We start from the raw sequence: 23,589 nt of genomic DNA, 5'->3' as shown, positions 1-23,589 counted from the left end.
AAACGTTCTTGTTAACTTACGAGTTATTAGTAACTTACTAATTATTGTTAACCATTTAGTCGACATTTAGACACCACTCCTATGGATTTAGGAGTGGTTTTTTTATTTGTAATTTTTATGCCGGTTGATAAAGCATGAAAGCAACAACAAGAGCGAGGCTGCCACCCAAACAGCGGTTCACAAACATCATCTGTTTTGGTGATTGCAGTAGCTTTTTAAGCATGGTGCCACAATACGCCCACACCAACATGCACGGTACACCAGTAATAACCATGCCCGCGATAATGGTCACCACTTGAATCAAGTAATCTGCATTAGGAGTGATGAACTGTGAGAACACGGTTAATGAAGCAATCCAACCTTTAGGATTCAACACCTGCACCAATACGCCAGACATGAAACCCGAGCGATTATCGACAGTGCTTTCTTCGATTTGCATGTTCGCAATCGACCACGCCATGAACAGCAAATAAGCCGCGCCTGCATATTTCAAAATGTTGTATAGATCTGGATAAAGGGTAAATAGGCTTACCAAACCGACACTGGAACCGGCCAGTACGATGATGATGCCAACAGCGTTCCCAGAGATAAAAGGTAAAGTCGCAGCAAACCCATAACGACTTGAAATCCCAAGTAATGCGATATTGCCTGCCCCAGGTGTAATTGCAATTGATGTTGAAAATAGCAAGAACGCCAGCATTAATTGAGAGCTCATTTCCTCTCACTCCTAATAAGTAAAGTATTTATACGGAGAGAGTTTACAGATTCGACTAGGAATTAAATTGCTATATAGGCTAATATTAATGCAAATTTGAGCAAGACTTTTCCAAAATACCCATGAAACAGAAAGAATCCACCAAAGAAGTGTTGGATGACACAGATATCGCCATCTTAGAACATATCCAACAAGACGGACGCATGAGCAACAGTAAACTCGCAGAGAAAGTGAACCTCAGCGAAACCCCATGCTGGCGCCGTTGGAAACGCATGGAAGAGACGGGCTATATTGATGGCTATACCGCGCAGCTAAACCGAAAAAAGCTTGGTTTTCATGTGGCTGGTTTTACTCTTGTGACCTTGGGTAACCATGAAGTTGAAAACACAGAGCCGTTTGAAGAGTTTGTTGCCGTCACTGATTGGATTCCAATGTGTCACTGCATTGCCGGCGGTGCAGATTACATGATTCAGGTGTTAGCGAGAGATCTAGAAGAGTACTTTGAGCGTATTAGCTCGATTAGAAGAGTGAAAGGCGTGAGTGCGATTCAGTCCAACATCTCTGTAAAAGAGTTGAAAAACAGCTATCAGCTGCCGCTTTCAGACTAGTCCGCTGTCTCTCCCTAAAACACATCAAACAAAAAGCCCAGCTGCTAGAGATTTCTGAAGTCTAAAGCAGTGGGCTTAACGTGATTATTTGTTTGGTTTAACCAACTTGGCTATTCACAAGGGTGAGCTAAATGGATCAAAGCTAAACCACCTAGCGATGTTTCACGATACTTCTTATTCATGTCTTTACCTGTTTGGTACATGGTCGCGATAACCTTATCAAGTGAGATCAAAGATTTGCTATTACGTTTCAGAGCCATACGTGATGCATTAATCGCCTTCATCGCACCCATTGCATTTCGCTCAATACACGGCACTTGTACCAAGCCACCAATTGGGTCACACGTCATACCCAACGAATGCTCCATTGCAATTTCTGCAGCAATACAAATCTGCTCGTTGCTGCCACCGTGCAATGCAGTTAAACCCGCAGCCGCCATAGAAGATGATACGCCTACTTCACCTTGGCACCCCACTTCAGCACCTGAAATTGAAGCGTTGGTTTTGTACAAAATACCAATCGCGCCCGATACCGCTAAAAAGTCTTTTAACTGCTTGGTATCCAACTCTTTAATGAAGCGATGGTAATACATCAACACAGCCGGAATAACGCCCGCCGCGCCATTAGTTGGTGATGTCACCACTTGGCCGCCGGCAGCGTTTTCTTCACTCACAGCGAAAGCAAACAAGTTAATCCAATCCATGATTTCCATTGGATCGTTCTCAACCGCCGCGTTCGCTTCGAGCTTCTTAAGTAAATTAGGAGCTCGACGGGTCACGTTCAAACCACCATCTAGAATACCTTCGGTTTCAAAGCCGCGTTCCATGCAACGACTCATTACTCGCCAGATTTGATCCGCTTTCTCTGAAATAATGTCAGAGCCTTCGAACTCCGCTTCATTTTTTAGAATCATGCCCCCTAAACTCATTCCACTATTATCGGCTTGTTGCAGCATTTCATCGGCATTTTTGAATGGAAAAGGGACTTCTACTGCTTGGGTTTGAGTGCCATTTTGCAGTTCATCAGCGGTTGCGATAAAACCACCGCCAATCGAATAATAAGTTTCATCGACGATCACATTTCCAGCTTGGTCGAAAGCAGTAATCATCATGCCATTTTCATGCAAAGGTAGATTGTCTTCGTGAAATAGCATGTCGGTTTTGTAATTAAAGCCGATGTTGTGGCTACCACTTAACTGCAGTTCACCACTGTCGATAGCATGACGCATCGCTTGGTTAGCACTGGTGATCTTTATCGTATCTGGTTTGTTACCCAGTAAACCCAAAATGGTCGCTCTATCGGTGTGGTGTCCAATTCCAGTGAGTGATAGTGAGCCATAAAGATCGACCTGAACACGAGTCACTTCTGCGATTCTATCGGCGATTAATTGAGTAAAATGAAAACCCGCAATCATTGGGCCGTTGGTGTGAGAGCTCGATGGCCCAACACCAATTTTGTAGATATCAAAGATCGATAACATAGACATACCAGTAAAAAATCGGTCAATTAAGAAAGAGCGGCATAAAGCCAGTCAGGGATAACAGTGCAAGCAACAATCGTCACTACGGCAAACACCAACAAGCCGTAGTGACTCGCGGTAGGCTTAGCGAACAAATGCTTTTGCTTAGCGATAAATTCATTCTGTTGTTGAGTGACCTCACCAAAGAAGCGGCTCACGATAACGCCAAGAACGAGAAAAACGACGGTGCCAATCAGTGCAAACCAAGGCCAAGAAATACCACTGTATTTAGCAATAAACACCACAACCACACTGCCTATGCTGCCGGCAATCACACCCTTCTCATTCGCTTTCTTGAAAAACAGCCCAAGAATGAAAGAGCCAAGACGAATACCAACAAAAATTGAAGTCAGGCTAGCAATCGTCTTAAGCACAGACTCGTTAGAAACGGCCAGTAAAGCAGGAACAACAACCGAAGCAGCGGCAACTAAACTCATCTTTCTCGCCACCGATTCATAATGTGAGTTAGATGCTTTCTTACGGAAAAAGCGCTTGTAGAAATCGAACGTTGCTACGGTTGCCATTGAGTTGTAGGTCGAGTCCAGTGTCGACATAGCAGCAGCCGAGAGTGCGGAAATCACCAAACCAACAATGATTGGATTGGTATGATTAAACACGAAATCAAGAATCACTTCGTTGCTATTTTCAAAGCTTTGGTCTTGGTAAAATACACTCAGTAGAACGCCCATTACCGAGAAGAATAGGTAGATAAAGAACGCACCGTAACCACAAAGCAGCATCGATTTTTGTGCTGTCTTAACATTTTTGGTTGCCAGAGTTCTTTGAATAATCAACTGGTTAGTACCGTACACGCTTAGGTGTAAAAAGCTCACGGCGACCACACCAGCCCACAACGTGGTATCAACACCCAAGTCGAAATCGAGATTGATGATATTCAGATGCTCAGGAGACAACACTTCACCCGCATCAATCTTCATCAGCAATAAGGTAAAGATCGCAATGCTACCGATGATCAGCACTGCCGACTGCAACATATCTGTCCATATTACCGTAGAGATACCACCGGCGTAGGTATACAAAGCAGTAAACAAGCTTATGTAGATGATTGCCTCTGAGATACTAATCGGCAGCACTTGTACCAAGATAAGGGCTACGGCATACAAAATCACCCCAGCCGAAATGCACTGAACCACAATAAATACGATGGAGTTGATCGTACGAGCGACAACGCCGAAGCGGTGCTCTAGGTATTCATAAATCGAAGTCAGGCCAAGCTTGTAAAAGACAGGAACAAAGAAAACCACAGCAAAAAAGATCACTATTGGGTAATTCAAATGAACGCTCATCGCTTCCATACCAGAGCTATAAACCCAGCCAGGCATACCCACGAACGTCATCGCACTGATGTAGGTTGCAAGAATCGACACACCTGCCGTAAACCAACCAAATTGTTTCCCACCAGTTGAAAAATCGCCACCAACGCTATAGCGCTTATTAACTAAGTAGCTGATAAATAAAGTAGTTAGCACATAAAGGGCAATCACCACAAAACTTGAGTACGTAACCATTTGTAGATTCCGTTTATTATATTTCGCAAATTATTCGCAGCCAATATTACTTAAAATTGGCTAACTTCCCTCAAAAACCCCCTGTAAGTGTGAGTATTGTCACTAAGATAGATGAATAATCACTCAAAACATGCATAAAGTGCCAAAAACGCGATCTAATGGGATCAAGATCACCAAAATACACAAAATGGGTACGCACTCATTTTAAAATTGACTTTGATCACGGATCTAATAACCACAAAAACTCTATTATCTCTCCCGAAACGAAGACGGTGTAGTGACAGCCAACAACCACTACACCGTAATCAAAACTAAAAACATCCTATATAAAATAAAGGTTTATCGGTCATGACTACGAAAAAACACATGAGCGAAGTTCCTATGATTCAAAGGGTAGCCGCTTATCTTGCAATTCTAGTGGGCTACTTTTTCTATTGTTATAACTTTGTAATTATTGACTACGTACGCCCATATATCGTTGATGCGTATGATGGCATTAACTTAGCGGATACCGCTCAATTCTATACATGGCAGTCGGTTGGTGCGCTTATTGGTGCCCTAAGCTGTGCATGGGTGGCATCAAACTTTGGTAAGAAATCGACTCTTATTGTCATCACGGCACTGAACGGCGGCGCAACGATCATCAACATGATGTTTACTGACTACGCTATGTGGGCAGCAATGCGTTTCATCATCGGTATTTCTTTAGGTGGTTACTTCACGGTAGCAGTAAGCCTAATGATCGGCCTATTCACACCAACGGTTCGCGGTAAGTTGACGGCATTCGCTTCTTCTATGTTCTCGGTAGCTCTAATGGCTATGGGTGCATACGCAGCGTTTATCTCTAGCATTGACGCACCATGGCAGAGCCTAATGTGGGTGGGTGGTATTCCTCCTCTAGTTGCGGCTGCACTAATGATTTTCATCCTACCTAGCGACAAGAAAGTGATCGCCTACGGTGAAGAAGATCAAGCGGCAGCTGAAGCATCAAACGCACCAGCTAAGAAAGGCTCTTGGGGAGAGATGCTAAGCGCACCTTACCGTAAGCTAACCATCACTTGTCTATTACTAGCAGGCTTGAACTTCTACGGTTACCAATTCTTTTCTGGCTTCGTGACAACGTACCTAAAAGAAGTTCGCCAGTTTGACGGTGCGACTATCGGCATCATCTTCTCTATCTCAGCATTTGGTTCTCTATTCGGTGCTTGGGTATGGGGGGCAATCGCCGACAAATACGGCCGTAAAGTGAACGCGTTTGGTTTCATCCTTGCCGGTGTCATGGCTTCAGTATTCTTCGTAGCTCCAAGCGACGTGATGATCGGCAGCCTAAACATGCTGGCTATTCTAGGTCTTATCTACAACTTCGGCCTATCAGCTTCAGCGGTATGGGGTGGCTATTTCTCAGAACTGTTCCCAGCTCACCTTCGTAGCTTTGGCGCTGCGCTGTTCCACGGCGGTCGTATCATCGGTATGTGGGCACCAATGGTGTTGGTATTCATTCAAGAGCGCAGCGACCTTGCTACAGCAATGTGGGGCTCGCCAATCGTATGGATTGTAGCTGGTCTACTGTGGCTGACTCTACCAGAAACACTGAAAGGCGGCATCTTCGACAAGAGCAAAAAAGCGGAGACAGCTAAGGCTTAATTCCCTTGCTCTGAAGGTCTTTCAAGACAACGAATAAACACTATTCCGGCTGAACAGTCAGCCGGTAACAAAATCCAAATCGAGTCCTGTTCCGAATGTTGACTCGACAACAAAAAGAGAATGAATTATGTCTAAATATCAAGAAGCTAAACGCATTGTTCGCGAATACTTTGATGCAATGGAAAACGCAACTCATGAGAACGTTGCTGAAGTACTGAAAGCACACACGTCTGAAGATTACTTATGGCGAGGTGTTTACCCATTCCGTGAGCAAGAAGGCGCTCAAGCGGCAGCTGACGTATTCTGGGCTCCAATGATGAAATCGATGACGCGTATGCAACGTCGTCAAGACATCTTCATCGGCGGTAACAACGAAATCAACCCAGAAGAGATTTGGGTAATGAGCATGGGTCACTTCATGGGTCTATTCGACGCTGAATACCTAGGCATGCGCCCTACTGGCAAGATCATGAACGTTCGTTACGCAGAATTTAACTGTGTGGTTGACGGCAAGATCACTAAGACAGGCCTGTTCCTAGACCTTCTAGGCATGATGGACCAAGCAGGTTGCTACCCACTTCCACCATCAACTGGTAAGCACTTCGTTTACCCTGGCCCACGTAATCACGATGGTCTGTTGTTTGAAGATGCAGCACCAGAAGAAGGCGTTGCAACACTTGCTCTTGTAAACAAGATGGTTGATGACCTGTCTGCTCTTAACGACAGCGGCGCGATGGGTTGCCCACCAGAAGTGCTAGCGAAGAGCTGGTCAAAAGATATGATTTGGTACGGCCCATGTGGTATCGGCGCGTCTTACACGATTCCTCGTTACCAGCAACAGCACCAACTTCCTTTCCGTAACAACCTGAAAGACAAGAAGTTCAACGGTCACGTTTGTCGCTTCGCTGAAGGTAACTTCTCTTGTTTCTTCGGTTGGCCAAACCTATCAAACACACCAACAGGTGGTTTCCTTGGCATGACTGGCGGCGAAGTTCGCGCAGACATGCAAGTGGTTGATGTTTACTACCGTGACGGCGACAAGCTATCTGAAAACTGGGTACTGATCGACCTTCCTTACTGGCTACAACAGCAAGGTCTGGACGTGTTCGAACGCACTTCTACTATCATGAACCCAACGCTGTAACCCTGCCCTATTGCCTGCCTAGTTCTTACCTACGCTAGGTAGACATGACTGCCGAGGGCTCCTTCTCGCCCTCGGCAACTTGCTACAAATCTACTTATCTCACTAAGAAAAGTAGATCAAACAAAGACAAGTAGATCTATCAAAAACACTGAGATCTACCTAAGAAAAAGAGCTCCACCCAAGATTATCAACTTGTGCCTCACGGATGGGCACACCCTGCCAAACCATTACTAATATAACGGGCTTGAAAGCACGGTGGCTTTCTACGGCTCGAATAAAGAGAATTACAATGAAAAAGTCGATTCTTTCTGCAATGATCCTGACAGCACTGACTTCAGGTTCAGCTTTTGCTGCACACACTTTTACCAATGACGCGGGCGATAGCCTAACACTAGATGGTCGTTTTGACGTTCGTTACCATGATAAGGGCGGCGATCATAATGGCGAATGGAACAGCGGTAGCTCTCGCTTTGGCCTAAAAGGTCAAATGGGCTTAGACAACGGTTGGACTGGCTTTGGCCATGCCGAATGGGGTTACAACTCTGGTGCTAACGGCGACAATATTTATGACCGACTTCTATACGCTGGCGTAGAGCACGATAAGTACGGCAAGATTGCAGCTGGTACTAAGCAGTGGTCTACCTTCTACGATGTCGCTTGGTTTACCGATATGGGCCGTGTATTTGGTTCACGTGGTTCTGGCTACTACAACCTGTCTGACTGGGGCATCGCTTCTGGTACAGGCCGAGCAGAAAACTCAATTACTTACCGCAACAACATCAACGACAACTGGAAATACGGCTTCACTTACCAAACCACTCGCGAAGATGTGTCTGTTTCTAAAAGATACAACCAGACTGAATCAGATATTGTGACGTTGAAAAATGGTATTGGCGCGTCAACGCTATACACTATTATGGATGGTCTAACTATTGGTTTAGCCTACCACCAGAATGAATTTGATAATGTTGAAGTAGGTGTTCAAAACATCAAAGATGGCGATACACAACGCATTGGTCTATTGGGTGTAAACTACACCAATAACGGCTTGTTTGTTGGCTTCACTTACAGCCAAGGTTCAAACTGGGAAACCACCAGCCAATCTGAATTTTACGATCACCGTGGTGCAGAATTCTTCACTTACTACCACTTTGAAAATGGCCTTCGTCCAACCTTTAACGTTAACTACTTAACGGATACAGATGACAATGCGAACGGCTATGAACGTCAGTTGATTATCCCTGGCCTTGAGTATCACTTTAAGAAGAACAAGTTCTTAGTGTGGACCGAATATCAATTCGATAACGGCAAAGACTCCTACAATGGTGTGAAATACGAAAACAGTGATGACCAGTTTGCTGCCGGTATTCGTTACTACTTTTAATCGCTGATTAAAGCGTTAAATAAACGCAACTCAATCAATGCCTAATTAAGCTCTGCCTGTATCTATTCTATATATGCAGAGCTTTTGGGTTATACCCAGTGTAATACCCAATAACGTCAATTAGCCCTTATTTTTCATACCACTCTAACGCATAGACTTTTTGAATACGTACCTATCTATGATATTCTCTATGCTGTTACTTGGTTAAAAAGCATGGTCTATGAACTCTCCAAAAAACGCCTCGGCGTCAAAAACAACTGTCACTTCAAAAGATGTCGCTAAACTAGCAGGCGTCTCTCAATCAACTGTATCTCGCGTATTTGTACCGGGCAGTTCGGTATCTGAAAAGACCAAGCTAAAAGTATTTGAAGCAGCAAAAGCACTCAACTATCGCCCTAATGCTTTTGCGCGAAGCCTGACGACAAATGAATCCAAATTGATTGGCTTAGTTTTCCCAGACGCTGATTATCCGATTCACATGAAAACGCTGCAGCTTATCTCTACTGAGCTACAAAAACAGGGGTACTCTGCGGTATTGATTCCTTGGCAAGTTGATGGCAACGATAACCACTCGATTCCTAACATCTTCCAATATCGTGTCGATGGTGTAATTGCCGCCTCCGCAACGTTCAACAAGTCACTGTATGAAGAGTGTGAAGAGTTCGATATCCCGATTGTTCAGTACGCTCGTGTGGTTGAAGGCACTAAAAGTAGCCATGTCGTAAGCGATAACTACGCAGCAGGCCAAGTTGCCGCTCAGCACTTTCATAATGTAGGCGTAAAATCAGCTGTTTACCTAACCGGTAATGTACCGACTTACACCAACGGGGAACGTGAAGCCGGTTTCTGCTCAGAGTTCGAAGATCTAACAGGTAAACAAGCTCGCGTTATCGAGGCCGATTACGACTATCTTGATGCACTAGATACTATTCGCGCTATGTTCTCAGAGTCATCAAAGCCAGAAGCGATATTCTGCGCAACGGATAACCTAGCGATGGCTGTTATGGACGTAGCTCGATTGGAGTTCAACCTGAGTATTCCTGAAGATCTGCAAGTCATTGGCTTCGATGATATCCCGCAAACGCAGTGGCTGAACTACCAGCTCACGACGTTCAAACAGGATTTCAAACGCCTTGCTCGCGAATCAGTGAAAATTGTAGTGAGTCAGATTCAAGAACAAGATACTAGCCTAGTAAAACTGATGGTTCCGGTGAAGTTTATTGAGAGAAAAACGACACTCAAGTAATACCGACTCAAAGATGCATTACAACAAAAATCCCGCTCATACAGAGCGGGATTTTTATTATGCTATTTCCACTAGTTGCCCACGCCACCGGTATTGTCGGGCTGAGTTTCTGGTGTTTTAGGTGGCCACTCTTTGAAAGTAGCGAGGTGTTGTTGCACTGCTGCCTGTGCTGGGCCGAATGCCCACATCTTCTGCCCCATCCACTTCAAGTACATTCCTGACTCTTCTGCTGCTCGCTCATAAGGGTCGCGTCGCAAGTTAAACAGTAGCGGTGCATTAAGCTCTTCTTTAGGGCCACTCCAGCCATGATTCTGCACTACGAAGTGCGCCTTCCAATCACCGACTCGAACCGCTTGTAACTTGTCACGTTCGTAGTAGTAAATTTCTTTGCGATTCGATTCACCTTTCTCCGTCAACATATCGACTTGGTTGTAGCCATCGAGGTGCGCTTTAAAGCCATCGTGACCTTTAAGCATCTTCTCTTTCAGATCCGCCGGCCCACCAGCTGCCGCAACGAGAGTTGGTAACCAGTCCATACCATCAAAAATACCATTACCCACGCTTCCTGCTGGAATCTTACCAGGCCAGCTAACCAGTGCAGGCGCTCTTACACCACCTTCCCAAGTTGTCCCTTTCTCACCGTGATAAGGCGTCATACCGCCATCAGGCCAAGTCATGATTTCCGGGCCATTATCGGCAGTGAAAATGATGATGGTGTTGTCGGCGATACCGAGTTCTTCCATTTTTGCCATCATTTCACCAACATGATCATCAAGATCTTTCATCACCACTTCTTGAAGTCCCCAACCGTTTTGGCCGAGCATTGCTTCATATTCAGGTGACAGATGCGTCCAAACGTGACCACGTGATGGACAGTACCAAGTGAAAAATGGCTTATCCGCTTCAACCGCCCTTTCGATGAAGTTGATGGCGTGTTTATTCACTTCATCATCCAGAGTACGCATACGCTCGATCGACAATGCGCCATCGTCTTCGATCGTTTGACCACCTTTACCGTCTGATCTTGCATAAATGACATTACGAGGTGCAAAGGCATCCAAAGACCCATCTTTTGGCCAATCTGGATCTTCTGTGTATTCCATTGCATTCAAGTGATATAGCCAACCCCAATACTCATCAAAACCATGCATTGTCGGTAGGAATTCATCTCGGTCACCAAGGTGGTTCTTACCAAATTGCCCCGTCACATAGCCCATGGTTTTAAGGATTTCAGGAAGCGTTGGGGTGTCAGCACTTAAACCAACTGGCCCACCCGGCAACCCGACTGAGTGCATGCCTGTTCGCACAGGTAGCTGCCCTGTTAAGAATGCGGAACGACCCGCCGTACAAGAGGGTTGAGCGTAATAATCGGTGAGTAGCATGCCTTTCTCGGCAATACTGTCGATGTTCGGGGTTTCGCTACTCATCACACCATTGTGATAGGCACTCAGGTTGGATATCCCAATATCATCCGTGAAGATAACAAAAATATTGGGCTGCTCTTGAGCTGACCATGCCGATAGCGAAAAGCTACTTAACACACTCAGGATAAGAAGATGGAAGATCCTTTTCATAGAATGTCCTTATACTGTTTCAGATTGTTCTTTATGAACCATTTTTATTCCTACCAAGCCAAAGCCAAGCTCCAATATTAGATAGACAAAAAGCAGCCAATGAGGCATGCCATCTAACACTAAGCTAATGACACGACCTGCAGCCAAACCCAACATGAACACCACCAAGCTGTAGAGTGCTGGCAGTCGATATTTCTTTAATAACGCCCCTGCTATCCAAAACAACGCCAATGCTAAGTACAACCCCATCACGGCACGAAAGATATGAGTGACATTGATAGGGCTTGCATCAATTCCGAAAAGATAATCGAGGGAGATAACGGGGGCATAACCGTACGACAACGCAATCGGTGTTAACCCTAAAACAGCGATGTACAAAAAAACACTTTGTGGCTTCATGTCTTAACTCTTTGAATTTGGCTCTTTTCAAAAAACATAGTCTACAATCAGCAATATACAAGTTGCATATGTGAAAAGTGAACGCTGGGGATATGCATTCACATTTGTTCTATTTCACAGCTAAGATAGGGATATCAACATGGCTAAATGGCGTTACCTACTCGCATCAGCACTGGCTGCTAGTTCAACCGTAAATGCGCAAGAAGCAAGCGCACAAGCGGATGCAAAAAAGTGGCAGCATAGCTTCGAAATCTACGCACTCGCACTCAATATTCGCGGAGACAGCACCATTGGTGACTTGTCAGCAGATGTCGATGTTGATCCTTCATTCATCATGGATCACCTTGATATGACCGCTATGGTGCGTTTAGAGGGTATCTATAACAATCAGTGGGGCTATTACATTGACTACAGCTTCATGAAGCTAAGTGGAAAAACAAACTCGGTGTTAGATGCCAACCTAGAGATATTGAAAGGCAATCTTGATATCCGACAAGGTGTTTTAGATATAAAAGGTTTTAAGCGCTACCAATACGAATTTGGCACGATTGACTATCTATTTGGACTTCGTTGGTGGGATAACGACATTGATGCCAAGCTTTACGGTTCAGGCGGTAGTCTAAGTGTCGACCGATCACTTGATGAAGATTGGATAGACTATCAAATAGGTGTGAGATGGATAACGCAGATCAATAAGGATTGGAAGTTTCACACAACTATTGATGCAGGGCTTGGCAGTGATACCGACTTTACCTCGTCTCTATTGACTGGAGTTCGATACCAGATAAACAGTTGGTCTGATTTAAACATCGCATACAAATCGACTTGGGTTGATTACGAAAACAAAGGCACTTTTGAGTACGATACGGCATCACAAGGTTTCTTGATTGGTTGGGCCGCTCATTTTTAGTCAAATAATAAGAGGTAAGCCTGATATCGTTAGGCTTACCTTACAATGTCATCCTTTCAGACGCTATTGCCCGCTTTAAATAACGAACAAGCAAAACTGAGAATCACAGAATCAACGATCTAGTTATTCACAGAGTTTGGAACCACGCATTCTTTCTTCATAATATTTAGGCCGGCAGCGAGGGTTTCAGCCCAAGCTTGCTCAACTCGAGCGTCATAAAGTGGGTCATACTTCTTAACCGTATTAAGCAAAGAATTAAACCACTCGTTAAGTTCTTGCTCTGAAATATCCAACCCTAAGTCTTTATGCCTTTTACCCAGCCTCTTAACGGAGTTCCGCACACTTGGCAGGCCAGAAGAGTTATAAATAAGAATGATCGAGGCCTTGAGCATCTTGGTTTGTTGCTCTAAGCCTATACTTTCGAATCTCTCCGAAAATCTAGGGTTATGTTCGCAAAAATCCGCTAGAAAACTCTCCAAGAATTCTTGGTCAATCCGGCAACGCTCAAAGCTCTCATAAAACAGTTCATTCGGTGTCATCTAGCAGGTCCTTTGCAATAATCAGTCAATCCTTCGAATAATGAGAAAGCTCAAGAGTTGCCATTAGCTAACTCTGAACAATCAATACTCTCTAATTATACGCCACTATGGCATAAAGTGAGTTGCACAGATCTTGTTTCCATCAGGGTCTCGCAGGTAAGCCATGTAAAGTGGCCTCTCATCGGTCCCTCTCATACCCGGTCCATTCTCAATGCTTGTGCCTCCATTCTCTATTCCGATACGATGCCATTCATCGACAGCGTCTGGTGAGCTCGCTAGAAAACCCACAGTCATACCATTACCATGAGTAGCAGGCTGACCATCAATCGGTTTCGTTAAACCCAATACACCCGTTTGAGTGACGTAAACACAACGTCCTTTAGGATCCACAGAGCCTTCGCAATAACCAAGCACCGTCATAATAGAGTCGTAGAAAGACTTTGCGCGTTCAATATTTTCAGTACCGAGAAATACATGGCTGAACATAACTAACCTCTTCTTTTATTGAAAGAACACCCTAAACTAGACCTATAATATGCGTTTGTCTAGGCACGCTATTCGGTCACAACTGTTGCTTAACCCATTGAGTAAACACCTGAAACTTAGTTCGTTGCTCCATCCCTTTAGGACACACTAAGTCATATCCTTTGCCCGATTCAATGCTCATAAAAGGCGCGACTAGCAAGCCTTGTTCAATCTGCGGTTTCATGAACTCTAACCGCCCTAATGCTAACCCCATCGATAATATCGCAGCATCCATCGCCAAGCGGTTATCGCTGTAATAGTCACACTGCAACGTGCAATCGACATCACTCTGAGCTTCACACAACCAGCGCTGCCAAGCTGTAATGTCTCCACTATGGATGAATTGAACACCATCTAAATACTTAATACCCTTTTCCAAACTAAACTTATTCGCGTATTCAGGGCTGCACACCGGTGTTCTTACCCCATTAAACAACCGCTCGCTGTAATGATTGGGATAGTGGCCTTCGCTATAGAAAATTGCCACGTCATACGGTTCAAACTGGAAGTCGGATTGGTTCTGTTTCGTTTGCAGTTTAATGCTTAGATTTGGATACAATCGTCTGAATTCTGGCAAGCGCGGCATTAGCCAAGATGATGCAAAATAAGGAGATGTCGCGATGTATAACTCCCCGCTTAGCTCACCCGTTTGAATGTCCATCAGTTCAGAAAAAATAGACTCAAACGAGACGTTCAACATGGATAGTACACGCTGACCTTCTGGTGTCAGTTCGAGTTTTCTTGTCTTGCGCACAAACAGGTTGAACTTCAGTTGTTGTTCCAATTTTTTGATGCGATGGCTTACCCCACCTTGAGTCAAACACAACTCATCTGCTGCACGTGTAAAACTTAAATGCTTGGCCGCAACACTAAAGGAGTGCAGCAGTGACAGCGTTTGTTGGCGATTTTCGAATAGCCCCATGGATTAACCTCACTAATTCATAAGTCGTCATAACTGGTTTGTCGGTGTATGTGAACATCATATAAATTAAACCAAGTAATCTACAACATTAAATGGTGAACAGCATGCAACAGAATCAAAAACTCAAAGTAACCGTGATTGGTGGTGGATCAAGTTACACCCCAGAGCTCGTTGAAGGCCTACTCAAGCGCCATCACGAATTACCTATCTCTGATCTGTGGTTGGTCGATATCGAAGAAGGTATGGAAAAAGCAGAGATAATCGCGGCTCTCACTAAGCGAATGATAAACAAAGCAGGCTGTGAGATTAATGTTCACCTCACCACGGATCGAAAATCAGCCCTGAAAGGCGCGAACTTTGTCTGCTCACAGTTTCGCGCAGGAAGAATGGAGGCCAGGCTACGCGACGAACGAATCGCATTAAAATATCGCATGATTGGCCAAGAAACCAATGGCTTAGGAGGCTTCTCTAATGCTTGCCGAACCATACCGATTGCACTCGAGATAGCAAAAGAGATGGAAGAATTATGCCCCAATGCGTGGTTACTCAATTTCACCAACCCATCAGGTATGGTAACGGAAGCACTGATTAAGCATTCCACGATTAAGACCGTTGGCCTATGTAACGTTCCAGTCAACATGGAACTCGGAGCCGCAAAAATGCTCGGTGCAGAACGCAAAGATATGACGATGCAAATTGCCGGATTAAACCACCTAGTGTGGGCTCGGAAAGTGCTCCATGAAGGTCAAGATAAGCTGGGCGAGCTCATCGAGCAACTTCTTGGTGGCAACGATCAAATGATGCCAAAAAACATCCCGCCATTCGAATGGGACGGCGAGCTTATTCGCTCACTGAACTTGGTGCCATGTGCGTACTTACGTTACTACTATCAGTCACGAGACATCTTAGACAAAGAGTTTGCGGCTTCTGAAAATAGCACCAATCGTGCAGACCTAGTTGCAAAGGTCGAACAACAACTGCTAGAGATATACAAAGATCCGATGCTGGATACCAAACCTCAATTGCTAGAAGAAAGAGGTGGAGCTTACTACTCTGAAGCGGCCTGTGAGCTGATGAGCAGTATCCACAATAACAAACGTTCTATCATGCATGTTAACACTCGCAACAATGGCGCGATTCAAGGATTACCCGATGACTGTGCGGTCGAAGTGAGTTCGGTGATCACTAGCAGCGCAATCTTGCCACTCAACGTTGAACCTTTTGATAGCGACACGCTGCGCTTGATACAGCAAATGAAAGAGTTTGAAACCTTGACCGTTAAAGCGGCCATGACAGGTGATGTAGCGTTAGCAAAACGAGCTCTGATCTTAAACCCGATTGTCGATAGTGGTTCGCACATCGATGAGGCCTTGCTAGAAACCATTCGCGAGAACTTAGACTTCATGCCTGCGTTCGCTCATCGACTCGCTTAGTGTGGCACTTTGTTAGCAGCTAATGAGCTCCGTGAGAGCTGAGCTCATTCAGATATTGAATCCAAATTTTTTAATAAGAGGTCATCATGAAATTGATACTCAACGCCGATGATTTCGGCCTCACTGAAAGCGTGAACCATGGCATCGTCGACTGCTTTAAAGCGGGGATAGTTAAATCAACCACTATCATGATGAACCAACCCGGAACGCAACATGCTATCGAGCTCTATCACCAAGATTTAGTCCCAGAGGTTGGCTTGCACTTTACAGTGACTTCCGGAAAACCGCTATCAGACCCAGAGTTAGTTCCAAGCTTGGTCGATGATAATGGTTTGTTTTGGGATAAAACGACGCTAATGAACAAATCCGATGTTTGCCCTAACGAAGTGACACTAGAGCTTAAGGCACAGTATCAAGCGACTCTAGATGCTGGATTAACAATAAACCACATCGACAGCCATCACTTTGGTGGGGTGTTTAAACCCTTGAAAGAAGCTTTTACACATTTTGCCAATCAACTCGGGTTGCCCGTTCGTCGTATCGATAACATCATTGAAGGACAACAACATCTCCAAGTTCCAACCCCTGATGCATTCGATATGCGATTTTTCGATGACGGAGTGTCATTGGAAAAACTCCAGGACTTACTACTAAGCTATCAAGCCATCATGCCAAAAGGAGTAGTTGAGTTGATGTGTCACCCTTCTATAACAGCCAGTGAGCAACTCACGTCACTATCAAGTTACAGTCATAAACGTGCAGAAGAATATCAACTCCTTACTGACCCAAAGCTAAAAGTGTGGCTTGATGACAACCAAATTGAGTGTATTGGGTTTGATGACCTATTAACGAGTCAAAATCGGTAATCAAGGCGGTATCGAGGCTACTCAGCGATCCGCTGTGCGCCCTGCCCTTGATCATGAAGAATATCTTCTGGGTTTAATAAATGGCACTTCTGCATACTTAAACAACCACAGCCAATACAGCCTGTCAGGTTTTCTTGTAACGAGCGGATTTGTGCCATCTTGCTGTCGAGTTGCCCTTGCCATTTCTTAGCGACTCGTTCCCAATCCCGCTTAGTCGCGGTCTGATTCATCGGTAAGGTAGACAGCTCCTCCGTGATCTCTTCAAGAGTAAAGCCTATCGACTGCGCAACTTGAATAAGGGCAATTCGTCTCAGCATCGCTGATTGATAACGGCGTTGGTTACCGTTGGTGCGGATAGAGGCGATCAGTCCTTTGGTTTCGTAGAAACGCAGAGCCGAAGGCGCAACACCACTGCGCTCTGATAGTTGACCAATCGTTAAATACACTACGTTTCTCATGTCCTTACTTCCCTTTTCGAGTATCCAATGCACTATCTAATATATACAGAACAATAGAGTTCACTTTAACTTTAGATCTAAATTTGAGCTTAGGTAACAAATTCATCTGAGTGTTATGCAATCACCTCAGTGATAAGCGGCTTATGATTTCATTCTGCGATTACCATACATCCCATCAAAACCCGCAATACCTTGCTCCCAAACAGGCTGTTCTTCCCCGACTATCGATTTTAAAGTGTCGATGAAAAGCTTGGTTTTTATCGGCGCGTCTCGATGAGGATAAACTGCATAGAAGGTACCAAAATCATCCAATGCCAAATGCGTCATGATAGGTACTAACTCGCCCTTTAATACTTCATCAGTGATCATCTGTGCCGTAACAACCGCTAAAGTATTGCCTGTTAGAGCACTCTTAGGAATCATCTCCACATCATTCACCTTATAGGTCGCGTTAAGCTGAAAATGCTGTGTATTACCCTCTCCATCACGGTAAGAGAATTTGTCGATCACCAATCCCGGTGCGGCATAAATAGTGGCAGGCAGTGACTCTAGTTTTTCAATAGTGTCAATTGCCCCATGTCTCTCGATGAATTCAGGTGACGCGACAATCAAGAGTCGGCTTCGCGCTATCTTGCGGCTGATTAAGCTAGAGTTTTTGGGCTTACCAATACGAAAGCCAATATCGAACCCTTCTTTGACCATATCAACGATGCGATCTTCGAGTCTCAGTTCAAAATCCACATTCGGATACTGTGTCTGAAACACTGATATTGCCTGCTGAACATATTGCCGACCAAACATGGTAGAGCTCGTAATTCTTAACAGGCCTCTAGGCTCAGAATGGTAGTTCTGTGCCAAACGTTGTGTGTCATTAAGCAAAGCACGCAATTGATGGGCTTGGTTGACCATCTCGTTACCTGCTGCTGTGAGCGACAACGAGCGAGTGGTTCTGTTCAACAGTCGTACATCGAGCTCTTCTTCAAGACGACTGATCTGTTTAGAGATGACAGAACGGTCAACGTTCCTCTGCTCCGCAACTTTGACGAACGAGCCTAGTTCAACCACTTCCAACAGCAATAATAAACGACTTGATGTATCCATAACGACCTTTGTTGCACTTAAAGCACCAATTAAGTGCCAATATGACTATTTTTCTCATCTTATTACAAATTTATAGTAGCTGCACATAACGGAGACAACATTCAGTTCCAAATTATTAGAGGAAACCAAGATGACACTACTATCTATTACCAATCAAAATGGCATTGCTACCGTATCAATCAACAATCCACCAGTGAACGTATTAACTTTCGATTTAATCAATGAAATCAATGAGTTTGTTCTTTCGCTAAAAGATGACCGCGATACTAAAGTGGTGGTATTCAAATCACTGCATGCTGAGTTCTTCCTTGCTCATTTAGATCTAAACGTGATCAACGGCACCCAAGGTGGGCAAGCTGGCTCAATCGAATTCAACCACATGATTGAAAACATCAAAACGATGAAACAAGTCTCTGTCGCTGTTGTGGATGGTGTGGCTCGTGGGGGCGGCAATGAGTTTGTGATGGCATGTGACTTAGCTTATGGCACTGAAAACTCAGCGTTCGCGCAACCAGAAATTCATGTGAACATCCCAACAGGTGGCCAAGGCGCGGTGCAGTTTGCAAGACGCATGGGTAAAAACAAAGCCCTACAAGCACTTTTGCTAGGCAACGATTTTACAGCGCAACAAGCTGAAAGTCGCAATATCATCACTCAGTTCGTGCCGAAAGCAGAGCTTAAAGATTTCTTGGCGGCAACACTTGGTGTGATCAGCCAATTGGAAGTGCGTGACATCGTGATGTACAAAGAGATCATCGCAACCTCAATCAAAGATGAGCAAGCGGGCGCAGAACTAGAACTGCGTTACTTCTTAGAGCGTGCAAAAGAGCAAAAAACAGCAGCCATCATTGCAGCATTCTTAAAACATGGCGGTCAAACTGAACGTGAAGCGAAAGACATTCAAGGTATCTTCGTTGATACCGCCGCTGAGTTATCAAACTAATACAGCACCTAAGGCAGCCATTACGTTATGGCTGCCTTTACTTTTAAGATCTACCCTCTCACTGAATGAACCGAATGAGCCGAATGAACTGAATGTACTAAAACCACTTAGCCAATCTTTTTCATGATCATCTTAAGGTTGTCGATCATATCTGCGTTAGTCACCTCGCCCGTCTCCATATCGAAGTTATCGTAGAAGCTTGGTACTGACATTGAACCTTTCACATCTGCATCGAAGTAAGGCGCAGAGTTAACCGCAGAAGATAACACCGAAGTCGCACCACCGGGGCCCGGAGAGGTAGCAAGCATGACCACAGGCTTGCCTTGATACACTTTCATGTCGATTCGTGATGTCCAATCAAACACATTCTTAAAGGCTGCGGTGTATGAGCCGTTGTACTCTGCAAAGGAGATAACCACAGCGTCAGCTTCACCAATCTTGCTAAAAAAGCGCTGCGCGTGTTGATGAACGCCGGACTCTTTTTCCCTGTCTTCACTATAAATAGGCATCTCGAAATCATTAAGATCGAGCACCTCAACTTGCGCGCCCTCGACTAAGCTTGCGGTGTACGCTGCTAATTGTTGGTTAATCGATACTTTACTGTTGGTCGCGCCAATCGCTAATACTTTCATTGTTTATCCTCGAATTTGGTTAGAAACATTTCTTTAAAAGTGAAAAAGGTACGTTGAGTGTGAGTCCAAAGTAGGTTTGTAGGGCAGCAAAGTAAGACGCCTCGTCCTCTAATAACCACTCTTCGGTAATGCCGTTTTTTGTCACCTTGATGGTTTGATTCAGTAGCGTGACAATCCCCTCTTGAATAGGTAGCGCTGCAATACAGTTCGATGTGAAAATCGATTTCGGGCTGTTAGAAGTGAAGAAGTTGCTCGACTCTAGGTCGTTGGCACACACATACGTCATGTCTAGGCTGTAGACGTTCATCCACTCTTCACCCTGCTTGATTTGCAGTAGCAAGCCGTACAGTTCGTCTTCTATGAAACGGAAGGTTTGTAAGTCATTAGACTGTTCTAAGTTGGTTTCTAGTAGTAACGGAGATCGAGGGGTAAAAGTGCCAAAGCCCGCATCCACCAGCCATTGTTTGCCTTCAATCGTTACCAAGGTCACGCGATGGCTACGCCCTGTAGGCTCACCAGCTAAGTGAACACGGCCAAGTAAACTTCTCGCTTCAAAGCCCAAGTGGCTTAACACGTTCAACAACAGTCCATTTAACTCTTGGCAATAACCGCCCCGCTGATTAACCACTAACTTCTCATGCAGTGCGTCTGCTGTAAGCTGAATCGGCAACCCCTGAACCACATCAAAGTTTTCAAAAGGGATACTCCTGTGTTGGTGTTGGTGAATCGCCTTTAGGCTCTCTATTGTGGTATCGCTTGGTTGAGATAAGCCGATCCTTGAAAAATACTCGCTGATTTGACTCTGTTCCATACCTAACCCCTGATTCGTTTTTGTCACCTCATGACTTGCTTCTACTGAGCTTGCAGCCCTTAAAAGTGACAAGGTGATGCTTTATGTTTTTAGATTGGGGAGGATGATAAAACCTCAAGTTAACTTGAGGTAAAGCGATATTTTCAAAAAATAGGAAATAATTTAAAAGTGCTTATAAAGCAGTAGATTAAAATGGGTAAAGAATTGAATGGTAAAAACAAGCACACCCACAAATACAGTGAGTGTGCTTTATCGATGTGCTGTTTACTTAAGTGGGTTTAGTGGACTGACACCAGAATATGTCACGCCCGATAGTTCTGCCATTTCACGATTCCATGTAGCCAAATCGTGAGGGTTGAATTGATTCAGGTGATCATGTCCACACGCTCTCGCCATCACTTGCATTAACTCTGTCGACGCCTCGAAGAAGTTTTTAAGCTGATTCGAGGCCTTCTCAACATTTAAACGCTGGCGTAAGTCGGCCTTTTGAGTCGCAATACCCGCCGGGCAATTATTGGTGTTACACATTCTCGCCGCCACACACCCTATCGACTGCATAGCACTGTTTGAGATAGCGACACCATCTGCGCCAAGCGCCATCGCTTTTACAAAGTCCATCGGCACACGTAAACCACCCGTGATGATCAATGTAACTCGGTCACTGACGCCTTGTTTATCGAGGTAAGCTCTAGCACGAGCCAAAGCTGGAATCGTTGGCACACTAATATGGTCTCGGAACATTTCTGGTGCAGCCCCAGTACCGCCGCCTCGACCGTCTAGAATGATGTAATCGGCACTGGCATCTAATGCGAATTGAATGTCTTCTTCGATATGGTTAGCACTTAGCTTGAAGCCTATTGGGATACCGCCCGTCACTTCTCGAACTCGGTCGGCGAATTTCTTGAAATCCGCTGCGGTTTTTAGATCTTTAAAAGTAGGAGGAGAAATCGCCGCAGTGCCCGCTTCAATACCACGAACTTCCGCGATCTTACCGATATTCTTCGCTCCTGGAAGATGACCGCCTGTTCCGGTTTTAGCCCCTTGGCCACCTTTAAAATGGAAGGCTTGGACATTTTTGAGCTTCGCTTCATCGTAACCAAACTGAGCGCTGGCTAACTCATAAAAGTAGCGAGAATTGGCAGCCTGTTCCTCAGGTAACATGCCGCCTTCCCCGGAGCAGATCCCGGTTCCTGCAAGTTCAGCCCCCGTCGCCAAAGACACTTTCGCCTCCTCAGATAGCGACCCGAAGCTCATGTCCGACACAAATAGAGGAATATTGAGCTTCAATGGTTTTCTGGCGTTAGGCCCAATAATAAGCTCAGTACCGACTGGTACATGTTCCAACAGAGGTTTCGTCGCCATTTGTGCAACCATCACTTGAATATCATCCCAATGAGGTAATAGATATCTTGGAACACCCATCGATGTCATTGGCCCGTGATGCCCAACCTTAGATAAACCATCTCGTGCTAATTGATGAATGAACTCAACCGTGGGTTCTTCTTTGGTTGCAGAAGCCGCTGGCGAGCGATCTGGCGTTGCCGCTTGGATATGAACATCGGGGCCTTCTTGCCCAACTTGCTCCGCAGTGAACTGTTTATGAGTGCCATCGCAAAAAGGAAGGTTGTTAGAATACTTACAGCGACACAGGTAGGCATCACCGTCCTCTTCGGCAACAAAGCTTTTCGGTTTGAACCCCGTACCGGCATGAGAACCGTCACAAAACGGTTGGCTTTTCGATTTCCCACAGGTACAGAAGTAATACTCCTCTCCCTTCGTCAGCTCTACTTTGACGGGTTTGTTATCCGCAATTACTGGACTCTTCATAGTTCGCTCACCTTTTCTTTCTTATGATTTGATGACTGAAGCGATGACTTGCTCACAAGAGTAAAGTAAAGGTGAGATACGCGGCTATTTCAATAAATGGACCTGAGAAAACAGGCTTATTAGACAGCCTAAAAACAGAAGTCTTGCTTGTTCAACACAAACAAAAATGACCACCAAATCGGCAGCCATTGTGTTTTAAATCTGAGTCTAAGCTAATGTGAAAGGTTAATCGAATAGCTCGATGACCAGCTTGTTGTCTTTAATCACAAGATTAGGTTCCGATGACTTAATCAATGACTCTTGAACCTTATTGCTGTCCAATTTGTAAACTGGCGACTGAGACAACGCAAAACCAATCATAGAAACGGCAGGCTTAAGTAGTTTGGCAATCTCTGGCGAAAGCTGTTTATCTTTTTCTTCAAAGCGCTCTAAACGCAGTGATTTCAAATAAATCTCGCCACTCTCTTTGTCATATTCAGGAATCGCACTGAATTCGATACCAAGCTCCAAACTCATGTTCGGCACGTTAAACACATGAACTTGTGCATTGGTATTCGCCAGAACAGAAACACGCTCGTCATCAGCTCGGCCAATTTTCACCGCTAAGTCATCGACAGCCACTTGTGCATACATAACGTTTTGTACACCGACTTCTTGCTCTAACATCACAGAATCTTGAAGGTAACTCGTCATTTCTTGTTCAGTAACGCTATAGCTAACACAACCACCTAGCACCAGCGCAGAAGCTGCCAAAATGAACTTTTTTGCTACATTAATTATCATCAATATCAGCTCTTTATCGTTAGTGGCTTACGTGAAGTTTACCTTGTGAACCGTGCACAAAACAGTAAAAACACGA

General features: G+C 44.8%; 23 protein-coding genes. 9 read left to right on the top strand and 14 right to left on the bottom strand.

Annotated elements, in window-relative coordinates; genetic code table 11:
* Window positions 1–115 precede the first annotated feature (115 nt).
* Window positions 116–715: a LysE family translocator gene (locus tag OCV56_RS04880; protein ID WP_086712275.1), complete on the bottom strand. Its 600-nt coding sequence runs from the start codon at window positions 713–715 to the stop codon at window positions 116–118.
* Window positions 716–837: 122 nt separating this feature from the next.
* Between OCV56_RS04880 and OCV56_RS04875 the strand changes: the two genes are divergently transcribed.
* The gene (locus OCV56_RS04875; protein ID WP_086712276.1) at window positions 838–1,323 is read left to right on the top strand and encodes an Lrp/AsnC family transcriptional regulator; all 486 of its coding nucleotides are present in this window, start codon (window positions 838–840) and stop codon (window positions 1,321–1,323) included.
* Between the two features lie 110 nt (window positions 1,324–1,433).
* Here OCV56_RS04875 and OCV56_RS04870 read toward each other — a convergent pair whose 3' ends face one another.
* The gene (locus tag OCV56_RS04870; protein WP_086712277.1) at window positions 1,434–2,804 is read right to left on the bottom strand and encodes an L-serine ammonia-lyase; all 1,371 of its coding nucleotides are present in this window, start codon (window positions 2,802–2,804) and stop codon (window positions 1,434–1,436) included.
* Window positions 2,805–2,830: 26 nt separating this feature from the next.
* On the bottom strand, window positions 2,831–4,372 hold the full coding sequence (locus OCV56_RS04865; RefSeq protein WP_086712278.1) for a sodium:solute symporter family transporter: 1,542 nt from the start codon (window positions 4,370–4,372) through the stop codon (window positions 2,831–2,833).
* Between the two features lie 348 nt (window positions 4,373–4,720).
* Between OCV56_RS04865 and OCV56_RS04860 the strand changes: the two genes are divergently transcribed.
* From OCV56_RS04860 to OCV56_RS04845, 4 genes are all read left to right on the top strand, one after another.
* Entirely contained in the window at window positions 4,721–6,016 is a 1,296-nt protein-coding gene (locus OCV56_RS04860) for an MFS transporter (RefSeq protein WP_086712279.1), read from the top strand.
* Window positions 6,017–6,143: 127 nt separating this feature from the next.
* Window positions 6,144–7,160, top strand: a complete 1,017-nt coding sequence (locus OCV56_RS04855; protein WP_086712280.1) for a nuclear transport factor 2 family protein — start codon at window positions 6,144–6,146, stop codon at window positions 7,158–7,160.
* Between the two features lie 289 nt (window positions 7,161–7,449).
* Window positions 7,450–8,544, top strand: coding sequence for a porin (locus tag OCV56_RS04850; protein WP_086712281.1), 1,095 nt, complete (start codon window positions 7,450–7,452; stop codon window positions 8,542–8,544).
* Between the two features lie 220 nt (window positions 8,545–8,764).
* The gene (locus OCV56_RS04845) at window positions 8,765–9,790 is read left to right on the top strand and encodes a LacI family DNA-binding transcriptional regulator (RefSeq protein ID WP_086712282.1); all 1,026 of its coding nucleotides are present in this window, start codon (window positions 8,765–8,767) and stop codon (window positions 9,788–9,790) included.
* Window positions 9,791–9,861: 71 nt separating this feature from the next.
* On the opposite strand, the gene OCV56_RS04840 is transcribed toward OCV56_RS04845, so the two are convergent.
* Entirely contained in the window at window positions 9,862–11,364 is a 1,503-nt protein-coding gene (locus OCV56_RS04840) for an arylsulfatase (RefSeq protein WP_150330758.1), read from the bottom strand.
* A gap of 9 nt (window positions 11,365–11,373) precedes the next feature.
* The gene (locus OCV56_RS04835) at window positions 11,374–11,763 is read right to left on the bottom strand and encodes a DUF4345 domain-containing protein (RefSeq protein WP_086712284.1); all 390 of its coding nucleotides are present in this window, start codon (window positions 11,761–11,763) and stop codon (window positions 11,374–11,376) included.
* A gap of 139 nt (window positions 11,764–11,902) precedes the next feature.
* Here OCV56_RS04835 and OCV56_RS04830 point away from each other — a divergent pair, with 139 nt between their 5' ends.
* Window positions 11,903–12,673, top strand: a complete 771-nt coding sequence (locus tag OCV56_RS04830; RefSeq protein ID WP_086712285.1) for a DUF481 domain-containing protein — start codon at window positions 11,903–11,905, stop codon at window positions 12,671–12,673.
* A 119-nt stretch (window positions 12,674–12,792) separates the two neighbouring features.
* Here the strand turns inward: OCV56_RS04830 and OCV56_RS04825 are convergent, their stop codons facing one another.
* The 3 genes from OCV56_RS04825 to OCV56_RS04815 all read right to left on the bottom strand — a co-directional run bounded on the left by OCV56_RS04825 (window position 12,793) and on the right by OCV56_RS04815 (window position 14,659).
* Complete coding sequence (locus OCV56_RS04825; protein WP_086712286.1) at window positions 12,793–13,212, bottom strand: globin; 420 nt, start codon at window positions 13,210–13,212, stop codon at window positions 12,793–12,795.
* 105 nt (window positions 13,213–13,317) lie between these two features.
* Window positions 13,318–13,698, bottom strand: coding sequence for a VOC family protein (locus OCV56_RS04820; protein ID WP_086712287.1), 381 nt, complete (start codon window positions 13,696–13,698; stop codon window positions 13,318–13,320).
* Between the two features lie 76 nt (window positions 13,699–13,774).
* Complete coding sequence (locus OCV56_RS04815; protein WP_086712288.1) at window positions 13,775–14,659, bottom strand: LysR substrate-binding domain-containing protein; 885 nt, start codon at window positions 14,657–14,659, stop codon at window positions 13,775–13,777.
* Between the two features lie 104 nt (window positions 14,660–14,763).
* On the opposite strand from OCV56_RS04815, the gene OCV56_RS04810 reads away from it, so the two are divergent.
* Together OCV56_RS04810 and OCV56_RS04805 are read left to right on the top strand one after the other, a co-directional pair.
* The gene (locus tag OCV56_RS04810) at window positions 14,764–16,092 is read left to right on the top strand and encodes a 6-phospho-beta-glucosidase (RefSeq protein ID WP_086712289.1); all 1,329 of its coding nucleotides are present in this window, start codon (window positions 14,764–14,766) and stop codon (window positions 16,090–16,092) included.
* A gap of 86 nt (window positions 16,093–16,178) precedes the next feature.
* On the top strand, window positions 16,179–16,958 hold the full coding sequence (locus tag OCV56_RS04805; RefSeq protein ID WP_086712290.1) for a carbohydrate deacetylase: 780 nt from the start codon (window positions 16,179–16,181) through the stop codon (window positions 16,956–16,958).
* Between the two features lie 17 nt (window positions 16,959–16,975).
* Here the strand turns inward: OCV56_RS04805 and soxR are convergent, their stop codons facing one another.
* The gene (gene soxR, locus OCV56_RS04800; RefSeq protein WP_086712291.1) at window positions 16,976–17,416 is read right to left on the bottom strand and encodes a redox-sensitive transcriptional activator SoxR; all 441 of its coding nucleotides are present in this window, start codon (window positions 17,414–17,416) and stop codon (window positions 16,976–16,978) included.
* A 141-nt stretch (window positions 17,417–17,557) separates the two neighbouring features.
* Window positions 17,558–18,517 (bottom strand): LysR family transcriptional regulator, encoded by a 960-nt coding sequence (locus tag OCV56_RS04795; RefSeq protein ID WP_086712292.1) that lies wholly within the window; start codon window positions 18,515–18,517, stop codon window positions 17,558–17,560.
* A 130-nt stretch (window positions 18,518–18,647) separates the two neighbouring features.
* On the opposite strand from OCV56_RS04795, the gene OCV56_RS04790 reads away from it, so the two are divergent.
* Window positions 18,648–19,460, top strand: coding sequence for an enoyl-CoA hydratase/isomerase family protein (locus tag OCV56_RS04790; RefSeq protein WP_086712293.1), 813 nt, complete (start codon window positions 18,648–18,650; stop codon window positions 19,458–19,460).
* A gap of 107 nt (window positions 19,461–19,567) precedes the next feature.
* Here the strand turns inward: OCV56_RS04790 and OCV56_RS04785 are convergent, their stop codons facing one another.
* The 4 genes from OCV56_RS04785 to OCV56_RS04770 form a co-directional block, all read right to left on the bottom strand.
* Window positions 19,568–20,092 carry an NADPH-dependent FMN reductase gene (locus tag OCV56_RS04785; protein ID WP_086712294.1) on the bottom strand — a complete coding sequence of 175 codons (525 nt, stop codon included), beginning with the start codon at window positions 20,090–20,092 and terminating at the stop codon, window positions 19,568–19,570.
* A 19-nt stretch (window positions 20,093–20,111) separates the two neighbouring features.
* A complete protein-coding gene (locus OCV56_RS04780; RefSeq protein ID WP_086712295.1) occupies window positions 20,112–20,903 on the bottom strand; it encodes an arylamine N-acetyltransferase family protein in 792 nt (263 codons plus the stop codon).
* Window positions 20,904–21,167: 264 nt separating this feature from the next.
* A complete protein-coding gene (locus OCV56_RS04775) occupies window positions 21,168–22,730 on the bottom strand; it encodes a glutamate synthase-related protein (RefSeq protein WP_086712296.1) in 1,563 nt (520 codons plus the stop codon).
* A 225-nt stretch (window positions 22,731–22,955) separates the two neighbouring features.
* On the bottom strand, window positions 22,956–23,513 hold the full coding sequence (locus OCV56_RS04770) for a DUF1439 domain-containing protein (RefSeq protein ID WP_086712297.1): 558 nt from the start codon (window positions 23,511–23,513) through the stop codon (window positions 22,956–22,958).
* Window positions 23,514–23,589: the final 76 nt, after the last annotated feature.

It is taken from the genome of Vibrio gigantis, assembly GCF_024347515.1.
GTDB classification, from domain to species: domain Bacteria; phylum Pseudomonadota; class Gammaproteobacteria; order Enterobacterales; family Vibrionaceae; genus Vibrio; species Vibrio gigantis.
Note: the sequence above shows the minus strand (reverse complement) of the source record. Positions and strands in the feature narration are given on the sequence as shown.

Coding starts and splice junctions, on each gene's coding strand:
- OCV56_RS04880 (WP_086712275.1), bottom strand. CDS start 715: ATGAGCTCTCAATTAATGCTGGCGTTCTTGCTATTTTCAACATCAATT.
- OCV56_RS04875 (WP_086712276.1), top strand. CDS start 838: ATGAAACAGAAAGAATCCACCAAAGAAGTGTTGGATGACACAGATATC.
- OCV56_RS04870 (WP_086712277.1), bottom strand. CDS start 2,804: ATGTTATCGATCTTTGATATCTACAAAATTGGTGTTGGGCCATCGAGC.
- OCV56_RS04865 (WP_086712278.1), bottom strand. CDS start 4,372: ATGGTTACGTACTCAAGTTTTGTGGTGATTGCCCTTTATGTGCTAACT.
- OCV56_RS04860 (WP_086712279.1), top strand. CDS start 4,721: ATGACTACGAAAAAACACATGAGCGAAGTTCCTATGATTCAAAGGGTA.
- OCV56_RS04855 (WP_086712280.1), top strand. CDS start 6,144: ATGTCTAAATATCAAGAAGCTAAACGCATTGTTCGCGAATACTTTGAT.
- OCV56_RS04850 (WP_086712281.1), top strand. CDS start 7,450: ATGAAAAAGTCGATTCTTTCTGCAATGATCCTGACAGCACTGACTTCA.
- OCV56_RS04845 (WP_086712282.1), top strand. CDS start 8,765: ATGAACTCTCCAAAAAACGCCTCGGCGTCAAAAACAACTGTCACTTCA.
- OCV56_RS04840 (WP_150330758.1), bottom strand. CDS start 11,364: ATGAAAAGGATCTTCCATCTTCTTATCCTGAGTGTGTTAAGTAGCTTT.
- OCV56_RS04835 (WP_086712284.1), bottom strand. CDS start 11,763: ATGAAGCCACAAAGTGTTTTTTTGTACATCGCTGTTTTAGGGTTAACA.
- OCV56_RS04830 (WP_086712285.1), top strand. CDS start 11,903: ATGGCTAAATGGCGTTACCTACTCGCATCAGCACTGGCTGCTAGTTCA.
- OCV56_RS04825 (WP_086712286.1), bottom strand. CDS start 13,212: ATGACACCGAATGAACTGTTTTATGAGAGCTTTGAGCGTTGCCGGATT.
- OCV56_RS04820 (WP_086712287.1), bottom strand. CDS start 13,698: ATGTTCAGCCATGTATTTCTCGGTACTGAAAATATTGAACGCGCAAAG.
- OCV56_RS04815 (WP_086712288.1), bottom strand. CDS start 14,659: ATGGGGCTATTCGAAAATCGCCAACAAACGCTGTCACTGCTGCACTCC.
- OCV56_RS04810 (WP_086712289.1), top strand. CDS start 14,764: ATGCAACAGAATCAAAAACTCAAAGTAACCGTGATTGGTGGTGGATCA.
- OCV56_RS04805 (WP_086712290.1), top strand. CDS start 16,179: ATGAAATTGATACTCAACGCCGATGATTTCGGCCTCACTGAAAGCGTG.
- soxR (WP_086712291.1), bottom strand. CDS start 17,416: ATGAGAAACGTAGTGTATTTAACGATTGGTCAACTATCAGAGCGCAGT.
- OCV56_RS04795 (WP_086712292.1), bottom strand. CDS start 18,517: ATGGATACATCAAGTCGTTTATTATTGCTGTTGGAAGTGGTTGAACTA.
- OCV56_RS04790 (WP_086712293.1), top strand. CDS start 18,648: ATGACACTACTATCTATTACCAATCAAAATGGCATTGCTACCGTATCA.
- OCV56_RS04785 (WP_086712294.1), bottom strand. CDS start 20,092: ATGAAAGTATTAGCGATTGGCGCGACCAACAGTAAAGTATCGATTAAC.
- OCV56_RS04780 (WP_086712295.1), bottom strand. CDS start 20,903: ATGGAACAGAGTCAAATCAGCGAGTATTTTTCAAGGATCGGCTTATCT.
- OCV56_RS04775 (WP_086712296.1), bottom strand. CDS start 22,730: ATGAAGAGTCCAGTAATTGCGGATAACAAACCCGTCAAAGTAGAGCTG.
- OCV56_RS04770 (WP_086712297.1), bottom strand. CDS start 23,513: ATGATAATTAATGTAGCAAAAAAGTTCATTTTGGCAGCTTCTGCGCTG.